Annotated in this window: 2 protein-coding genes and 1 pseudogene; all 3 read right to left on the bottom strand. The window is 78.5% G+C overall.

The window, feature by feature from the left end; all coding sequences use genetic code 11:
- Nucleotides 1-155 (bottom strand): beta-ketoacyl synthase N-terminal-like domain-containing protein (locus ACIRBY_RS38585; protein WP_403910117.1); only part of this gene is annotated, 155 nt, incomplete at its 3' end.
- 103 nt (nucleotides 156-258) lie between these two features.
- Nucleotides 259-6,000, bottom strand: a pseudogene (locus tag ACIRBY_RS38580) (SDR family NAD(P)-dependent oxidoreductase); the annotation flags it as partial.
- A 35-nt stretch (nucleotides 6,001-6,035) separates the two neighbouring features.
- A partial coding sequence (locus ACIRBY_RS38575; protein ID WP_403910114.1) for a type I polyketide synthase occupies nucleotides 6,036-9,371 on the bottom strand: 3,336 nt, incomplete at its 5' end.

Below are 9,371 nucleotides of genomic sequence, written 5' to 3'. Positions count from 1 at the left end.
ACCGCGTCCACCCCCGAGGACACCAGGTCCCACAACCCCTCCGGAGACACCACCCCACCCGGAAAACGGCACGCCATCCCCACGATCGCGATCGGCTCGCTGCCCCGCTCCTCGACCTCGCGCAGGCGCGCCTGGGTCTCGTGGAGCTCGGTCATGGCGCGGCGGAGGTACTCGCGGAGCCTGGTTTCGTTGCCCGTGGCGTCCTGGTTGGTGTCGTGAGCGGACACGGCTCTCCCCTGGAGGTGTCGGTGCGGGTCTTCAGACGGAGCGGAAGCCGCTGTCGAGCAGCTGGAACAGTTCGTCGTCGGAGGCGGAGTTGAGCAGTTCGGTGACCTTGCCCCGGTCCTCGGCGGGCCGGGCCGGGCCTTCGCCGCCCGTCCCGCCCGCCGGGTTCCCGGCGGGCGGGACGGCGGCCGGGGCGGCCCCGGTGCCGAGGTCCGCCAGGAGGGCGGAGAGGCGGCCGGCCACCGCACGGCGGGCGTCCTGGTCGAGGGCCGCCCGTGCGGTCGCCGCGCCGAGCTGCCCGATCAGGGCGAGTACGGCGGCCTCCGCGCCCGGGAGTTCGCCGTCGAGGTGTTCGGCGAGGGCCTGGGGGGTGGGGTGGTCGAAGACGAGGGTGGGCGTCAGGCGCAGGCCGGTCTCGGCGGTGAGCCGGTTGCGCAGTTCCACGGCGGTGAGCGAGTCGAAGCCGGCCTCGCGGAAGCTGCGGTCCACGCCGACGTCGGCCGGGCCGCCGAAGCCGAGGACGGCCGCGACCTCGGTGCGGACGAGGTCCAGCAGCAGCGCCGCACGGTCGGCGCGGGACAGGCCCGTGATCCGCTCGGCGGCGGTCGCCCGCCGGGCCGGCTCGGCCGGTCCGGTCGCCGGTGCGGCCGTGCGGCCGGCCACGGGGACGGTCCCGGCCCTGAGCGTCCGCAGGACGGGCGGCAGCCCGGGCGCGGCGGGGTCCAGGCGCAGGGGCAGGACGGCGGGCAGGCCGCTGCCGAGGGCGGCGTCGAGGAGGCCGAGGGCCTCGTCCTGCGCGAGCGGGACGAGCCCGGTGCGGCGCAGCCGGGCGGCGTCGGCGCCGTCCAGGGTGCCGGCCATGCCGTCGCCGGCCCAGGGTCCCCAGGCGAGGGAGACGGCGGGCAGTCCCTGGGCGCGGCGCCGGGCGGCGAAGGCGTCGAGGTGGGCGTTGGCTGCGGCGTAGGCGGACTGTCCGGCGCTGCCGAGCAGTCCGGCGGCTGAGGAGAAGAGCACGAACGCGTCGAGCGGCAGGGCGGCGGTGAGTTCGTGGAGCACGCGGACGGCGTCCGTCTTGGGCCGGAGCACGGCTTCGAGGCGGGCCGGGTCCTGGGCGGTGAGGAGGCCGTCGTCCAGGACGCCGGCGGTGTGCACGACCGCGCTGAGGGGGTGCCCGGCCGGGATCCGGTCGAGGAGCGCGGCGAGGGCGGTCCGGTCGGCGGCGTCGCAGGCGGCGACGGTGACCTCGGCGCCCAGGGCACGCAGTTCGGCGGCCAGTTCCCCGGCTCCGGGGGCGTCCGCGCCGCGGCGGCCGGCGAGCAGCAGGTGGCGTACGCCGTGTGCGGTGACGAGGTGGCGGGCGACGGCCGAGCCGAGGCCGCCGGTACCACCGGTGACCAGGACGGTGCCGTCGGGGTTCCAGGCCACCGGGGCGGCGGCCTCGTCGCGGACCCGTACGACGCCGGGGGCGTGGACGGTGCCGGTGCGGACGGCGAGTTCGGCGGCGCCGTCGGCGCGGGTGAGGGCCGCGGGCAGGGCGGCGTACGAGGCGGGGTCCTCGTCGGTGTCGACGAGGGCGAAGCGGCCGGGGTGTTCGGTCCGGCCGGAGCGCAGCAGCCCCCAGGCGACGGCGGCGGCGGGGTCGGTGACGGGTGCCCCGGTTCCGGTGTCGACGGCGCCGTGGGTGAGGACGGTGAGGCGGGCCCCGTCGGGCCGGTCGGAGGCGAGCCAGGCCTGGGCGAGGGCGAGCGTGCGGCGGCCGACGACCTGCGGGTCGTCCTCGCCGCGCAGGTCGGCGACGGCGTGCAGGGCTTCGGCGGGGACGCCGTCCAGGGCCGCGGCCGGGTCGCCGGGGTGCGGGCGTACGGTCGCGCCGGCGGCGGCGAGGGCTTCGGCGAGGGCCGGGGCGGGCGTGCCGAGGAGGTGCCAGACGGCTGTGGCGGGGGCGCCGGGGTCGGCGGGGAGCGGGGCCCAGGAGGGCCGGAGCAGCGGGGTGCGGCCGGTGGCCGCGGCGGCGATCCGGTCGGCGGCGACGCGGCGCAGGGCCAGGGAGCCGGCGGCGAACACGGGGCGGCCCTGGGGGTCGGCGGCGGTGACGGCGTAGGCGTCGGGGCCGGCCGGGGAGATCCGGACGCGCAGGGCGTCGGCGCCGCGGGCGTGCAGGGCGGCGCCGGTCCAGGAGAACGGGACGAGCCCGTGGGCGTCGGGCCGGGCGGCGGTGACGGCGTGCAGGGCGGCGTCCAGGAGGGCCGGGTGGAGGCCGTAGGCGGCGGCTTCGGCGGCCTCTTCGGGGTGCAGGGCGACGGAGGCGAAGACCTCGTCGCCGCGCCGCCAGGCGGCCCGCAGCCCCTGGAACGCGGGGCCGTAGCCGATGCCGGCGGCGGCGAAGCGCTCGTAGGCGTCGTCGACGGCGACGGGTTCCGCACCCTCGGGCGGCCAGACGGCCGCGGTGAGGGCGTCGAAGTCCGCGTCGGCGGGGGCGGCGGTGCGGCCGGTGGCGTGCGGGGTCCAGTCGGCGGGGCCGCCGGCGGCCGGGGCGGAGTCGACGCGCACGGGGCGGGTGCCGTCGGCGTCGGCGGCGCCGAGGTGGACGCGCAGCCGGACGGGTGCCGTGTCGGGCAGGACGAGGGGGTTCTCGAAGGTCAGCTCCGCGATGCCGTCGGCACCGGCGGCGGTGAGGGCCAGTTCGAGCAGGGCGGTGCCGGGGACGACGGGGCGCCCGGCGAGGGTGTGCGCGGCGAGCCAGGGGTGGGTGGCGGTGGACAGGGTGGCGGTCCACACCGCGCCCTGTCCGTCGGGGAGTTCGACGCGGGCCGCGAGCAGCGGGTGTCCGGCGGTGTCCACGCCGGCGGAGGCCAGGGGCGCGGCTTTCCGGGCGGGGGCGTCGAGCCAGTACCGGGTGCGCTGGAAGGCGTACGTGGGCAGGGCGGCGGCGAGGCCGGACGGGGCGGCGTGCGGGGCGAGGGAGACGGGGACGCCGTGGACGTGGGCGGCGGCCGCGGCCCGGGTGAAGGTCTCCGTCTCGGGCTTGCCGCGCCGCATCACGGCGGCGGTGAGCACGCCGTCGGCGGGCTCCTCCTCCGCTTCCAGGACGGTGCGGGTCATGGCGGTGAGGACGGCGTCGGGGCCGAGTTCGAGGAAGGTGTCGATGCCGTCGGCGCGCAGGGCGCGCACGCCGTCGAGGAACCGTACGGGCCGGCGCGCATGGCGGACCCAGTGGTCCGCGGTGCGCAGGGCGTCGCCGTCGGCGAGCCGTCCGGTCAGGTTCGACATGACAGGAATCCTGGGCGGCTGGTATTCGACGCTGCGAGCGATCTCCTCGAACTGTGTCAACATGCCGTCCATGTGCGGCGAGTGGAAGGCGTGACTGACGGTCAGGCGCTTCGCGGCGCGACCGCGGCTCTTCCAGTACTCGACCAGTTCGTCCACGTCGGAGGCGTCCCCGGCGACCACGACGGCCTGCGGTCCGTTGACGGCGGCGAGGCCGGTGCGGGCCTCCCGGCCGGCGAGCAGGGGCAGCACCTCCTCCTCGGAGGCCTGGAGCGCGGCCATCGCCCCGCCCTCGGGCAGCTCGCCCATCAGGCGGCCGCGCGCGGCGACGAGCCGGGCTGCGTCGGGCAGGGTCAGCACCCCGGCGGCGTGGGCGGCGGTGAGCTCGCCGACGGAGTGCCCGGCCACCGCGTCGGGCCGTACGCCGCGGTCCGTGACGAGCGCGAACAGGGCGGTTCCGAGGGCGAACAGGGCGGGCTGGGTGTACTGCGTGCGGTCGAGCAGCGCGGCGTCCGGGGTGCCGGGGTCGGCGAACACGATGCTGCGCAGGGGGCGGGGGAGGTGGGGGTCGAAGGCGGCGCAGACCTCGTCGAAGGCGGCGGCGAACGCCGGTTCGGCGGCGTACAGCTCCCGGCCGGCGCCGGGGCGCTGGCTGCCCTGCCCGGTGAAGAGGAAGGCGGTGCGGCGTCCGTCGGCGGCCCGTCCGGTGACGACGGACCGGGCGTCGGGGCGCTCGTCGCGCGCGAGGGAGTCGAGCCCGCGCAGCAGGGCGTCGGGGTCGGCGCCGAGGACGACGGCCCGTTCGGTGAAGGCGGTCCGGCCGTGGGCGAGTACGGAGGCCACGGCGCCGGGCGCGGCGGGCGCGGCCCGCAGGTGTGCGGCGAGCCGGCGGGCCTGCTCCCGCAGCGCGGGCGCGCTCCGCGCGGAGAGCGGCCAGGCGGTGGGGATGGCGGCGGCCGGGGCTGGGACGGGCGGGGCGGCCGGCGGAGCTCCGACCGTGCCGGGGCCGCCCGGGGCCGCGTCCCGGGGTGTGCCGGCCGCCGCTCCGGCGGGGCCCTGCGTCCGGGTCGGGGCCGGGTCGGCCGGGGTTTCGCGTGCGGCTTCCGGCGGGAGGTCGGCTTCCAGGATGACGTGGGCGTTCGTGCCGCTGGCGCCGAAGGCGGAGACGGCCGCGCGGCGGGGGGTCTCGGGGCGGTCGGGCCAGGGGGTGCGGTCCGTGAGGAGGGCCACCGCGCCGTCGGTCCAGTCGATGCGGGTGGACCGGGTGTCGGCGTGCAGGGTCTTCGGCAGGATCCCGTGCCGCAGGGCCAGCACCGTCTTGATGACGCCCGCCACCCCGGCGGCGGCTTGCGCGTGGCCGATGTTGGACTTGAGCGATCCCAGCAGCAGCGGGGCGTCCGCGGGCCGGGCGCGACCGTAGGTGGCGAGGAGGGCGCCCGCCTCGATGGGGTCGCCGAGGCCGGTTCCGGTGCCGTGGGCCTCGACGGCGTCGACCTGGTCGGCGGTGAGGCCGGCGTTCTTCAGGGCGGCGCGGATGACCCGTTGCTGGGCGGGGCCGTTGGGGGCGGTCAGCCCGGCGCCGCCGCCGTCCTGGTTGACGGCGGAGCCGCGCAGCACGGCCAGTACCGTACGTCCCTCCCGGCGCGCGTCGGACAGCCGCTGGAGCAGCAGCATGCCCGCGCCCTCGCCGAAGCCGGTTCCGTCGGCCGCGTCGGAGAAGGCCTTGCAGCGGCCGTCGGCGGCGAGCCCGCGCTGCCGCGCGAAGTCGATCAGCATGGTCGGCGTGGAGAGCACGGTCGCCCCGCCCGCGAGCGCCAGGTCGCATTCGCCGGCCCGCAGGGCCTGCGCGGCGAGGTGGACGGCCACCAGTGAGGACGAGCAGGCGGTGTCCACGGTGACGGCCGGGCCGCGCAGCCCGAAGGTGTAGGAGATCCGGCCGGAGGCGACGCTGCCCGCGCTGCCGTTGACGAGGTAGCCCTCCAGTCCCTTGGGGAGGGCCTCGCCGGGGGTGTGGGGGACGCGCGCGCCGTAGTCGTCGTACATGACCCCGGCGTAGACGCCCGTGCGGCTGTCGCGCACCGCGTCACGGCTGAGGCCGGCCCGTTCGAAGGCCTCCCAGGCGGTCTCCAGGAGGAGGCGCTGCTGGGGGTCCATGGCGAGGGCCTCGCGCGGGGAGATCCCGAAGAACTCGGGGTCGAAGCCGGCGCAGTCGTGGAGGAAGCCGCCTTCGCGGGCGTAGCTGGTTCCGGGGGCGCCGGGGTCCGGGTCGTAGAGGGCTTCGAGGTCCCAGCCCCGGTCCTCGGGCAGGCCGCCGATCGCGTCGGTGCCGGAGTCGAGGAGCCGCCAGAGGGCCTCGGGGGTGTCGGCCCCGCCGGGGAGGCGGCAGCTCATGGAGACGATCGCGAGGGGCTCGCGGGCGCTCTCCTCCACGGTGCGCAGCCGTTCGCGGGTGCTGACGAGTTCGGCGGTGACCCGCTTGAGGTAGTCGCGGATCTTCGCCGAGTTGTCGGAGGCGCCGGCGGTGGGGGCGGGGGCGGTGTCCGTCACAACTGCTCCTCGATGAAGGCGAAAAGTTCGTCGTCGTCGGCCGACGCCAGCAGCGCGTCGGTGGCCGCGGCCGGGTCCGGCGCCGGGAGGCCGGCCGCCGCGCCGGCCGGGTCCGCGGGCGGGCCGTCGGGGCGGCCGTCCGGGCGGCCGTCGGCGGCGGGCCCGGCGGCCAGGGCGGCGACGAGGCCGGTGAGCCGGCGGTGCACGGTCTCGCGGCGGATGTCGTCGGCTGCGAGGACCGCGAGGGCCGTCTCCAGGGCGGCGAGCCCGGCGAGGGCGGCCTCGCCGGCCTCCCGGCCGCCGGACGCGGCGGTGTGCAGTTCCGCGCCGATGTGCTCGGCGAGGGCCTGCGCGGTGGGGTGGTCGAAGACGACGGTGGCGGCGAACCGCAGTCCGGTGGCGGCGGCCAGCCGGTTGCGCAGCTCGACGGCGGTCAGGGAGTCGAAGCCGGCCTCGCGGAACGGCCGTGCGGGGTCGACGGCCTCGGGGCCGGTGGAGCCGAGGACCCCGGCGACCTCGGTCCGCACCAGCGCGAGCAGTTCCCGGCTCCGGGCGGCCCCGTCGAGGCCGGCCAGCCGGTCCGCCAGGGCCCCTGCCGCGTCCCCTGCGGGGGCCGCGGCGCCCGCCGGGGCGGCGGGGGCGCCGCCGGGACGGGCGGTGCGCGGCGCGGCCCCGGTGTCCGGGACCAGGGCGCGCAGCAGGACGGGTACGGCCTCGCGGCCGTGCGCGGCCTGCTCCCGGCGCAGGGCGGGGACGTCGAGGCGGAGCGGGACGAACAGGGCCTCGTCGGCGCGGCCGGCGGGGGCGGCGAGGGCCCGGTCGAAGAGGGCGAGGCCCTGCTCGCCGTCCATCGGGGCGAGGCCGGAGCGCCGCATGCGGCGCAGGTCGGTCCCGGAGAGGTGCCCGGTCATTCCGGTGGCCTCGCCCCACAGGCCCCAGGCCAGGGAGACGGCGGGCAGTCCGGCGGCCCGGCGGTGCTGGGCGAGGGCGTCGACGAAGGTGTTCGCGGCGGCGTAGTTGGCCTGGCCGGGGCGGCCGAGGAGGCCGGCGGCGCCGGAGAACAGGACGAAGGCGGACAGGGGCAGGTGGGCGGTCAGTTCGTGCAGGTGCAGGGCCGCGTCCGCCTTGGGCCGCAGGACGGTGTCCAGCCGGCCGGCGTCGAGGGCGGTGAGGGCGCCGTCGTCGAGGACGCCCGCCGCGTGGACGACGGCGGTCAGCGGGTGCGCGGCCGGGATCCCCGAGAGCAGTGCTTCCAGTGCGGAGCGGTGACCCGTGTCGCAAGCGGTGATCTCGACGTGGGCGCCCAGCGCGGTCAGTTCCCGTTCGAGCTCGGCCGCCCCGGCGGCGGCGGGCCCGCTGCGGCTGACGAGCAGCAGCCGCCGCACGCCGTACGCGGTAACGAGGTGACGGGCGAAGAGCCGGCCGAGGGTGCCGGTGGCCCCGGTGACCAGGACGGTCCCCTCGGGGTCGAAGGCGGCGGCCGACGCGGGCTGCGCGGCGGTGTCCGGGCGGGCCAGGACGGGGATGCGGACCTCGCCGTCGCGGAGCGCGAGCTGCGGGGCGCCGTCGGCGAGGGCCCCGGCCAGTGCGGCCGCCGAGGCCTCTGTGCCGTCGGTGTCGACGAGGACGAACCGGCCGGGGTGCTCGTTCTGCGCGGAGCGCACGAGCCCCCACAGTCCGGCGGCCGCCAGCCCGGGCAGCGCTTCCCCGGGCCGGGTGGCCACGGCGCCCTGCGTGAGCACGACCAGGCGGGTCCCGTCGTACCGTGCGTCCTGCGCGAGCCAGGCGCGGAGCAGGTCCAGCCCCCGGGCGAGGGTCTCCCGCACCGCCCCGGGCGAGGGCGCGGACGCGGGCGAACCACCGGTTCCGGCGGCGTCGTCGCCGACGGCGTCGGCCGGGAACTCCACGACGACGGCGTCCGGGACGGGGCCGTCCGCCTCCGGGGAAGCGTCCCACGCCCCCAGGTCCGGGTGGACCGCGGCCCCGGCGCCCCGGGCCACCCCGAGCGGGTCGGCCCCGGCCACCGCGATCCGTACCGTTCCGCGGCCCTCACCGGGGGCGGGGGCGGTGGTGTCCCGCCAGTCGATCCGGTAGAGCGGGAGTCCGGTGCCGGCCGCGCCGAGCAGCGCGTCGAGGCGCTCGCGGGCGACGGGCCGCATCACGAGGGCGTCGAGGGTCAGTACGGGCGCCCCGGCGGGGTCGACGGCCTCCAGGGAGACCGCGCCCTCGCCGGTGCGGGCGATGCGGACGCGCAGGGCGTCAGCGCCCGTCGCGTACAGGGTGGCCCCCTGCCAGGCGAACGGCAGCAGGACGGATCCATCGGGTACGTCGAGGAGTCCACCCGCCAGCCAGGGCTGGAGCGCGGCGTCGAGGAGCGCGGGGTGCACCCCGTAGTCCGCCGCGTCGGCCCGGACCCGGGCGGGCAGGCGGACCTCGGCGAAGACCTCGCCGTGACGGCGCCACACGGATCCGATGCCGGCGAACGCCTCTCCGTACTCGTAGCCGAGGTCGGAGAAGCGGGCGTACACGTCCTCGGCTTCGACGCGTTCGGCGCCGGCCGGCGGCCAGGCGGCCCCGTCCGCCCAGGCGGCCGGGGCGGGCCCGGGCCGGCCGGCGGCGGGGGTGAGGGTCGCGGTGCCGTGCCGGGTCCAGGGGGTGTCCGCGTCCTCGGCGCGGGAGTGCAGGGTCAGTGCCCGGCGGCCGCTCGCGTCGGCCGGCCGGACCCGCACCTGGAGCTGGACGGCCCCGTGCCGGGGCAGCACGAGCGGGGCCTCCAGGCCGAGTTCCTCCAGGCCGCCGCTGCCGGTCGCGGCGGCGGCGTGCAGGGCGAGCTCGACGAAGGCGGTGCCGGGCAGCAGGGTGCGGCCGGAGACGGCGTGGTCGGCGATCCACGGGTGGTCGGCGAGGGAGACCCGCCCGGCGAACACCGTCTCGCCGGTGTCGGCCAGCGGCAGCGCACCGCCCAGCAGCGGGTGGGTCTGCCAGGCCATCCCGAACCGGGCGGCCGCGGCGTCGCCCACACCGGCGGGGGAGGTGGGCGCCCAGTAGTGGGTCCGCTGGAAGGCGTACGTCGGCAGCGGGACGCGGCGGGCACCGGTCCCCTCGAAGAGGGAGGCCCAGTCGATGTCCGCGCCCCGGACGAACAGCTCGGCTGCGGAGGTCAGGAACCGCTGGAGCCCGCCCTCCTCGCGGCGCAGGGAGCCGACGGCGTGCACGGCCGCCCCGGCGGCTTCGGCGGTCTCCTGGATGCCGATGGTGAGGACCGGGTGGGCGCTGGACTCCACGAACGTGGCGAAGCCCTCGCCGAGCAGCAGCCCGACGGTGTCCTCGAA

Source organism: Streptomyces sp. NPDC096136 (assembly GCF_044763325.1).
Lineage (GTDB): Bacteria > Actinomycetota > Actinomycetes > Streptomycetales > Streptomycetaceae > Streptomyces.
This window is presented reverse-complemented; position numbering and strand designations above follow the sequence as displayed.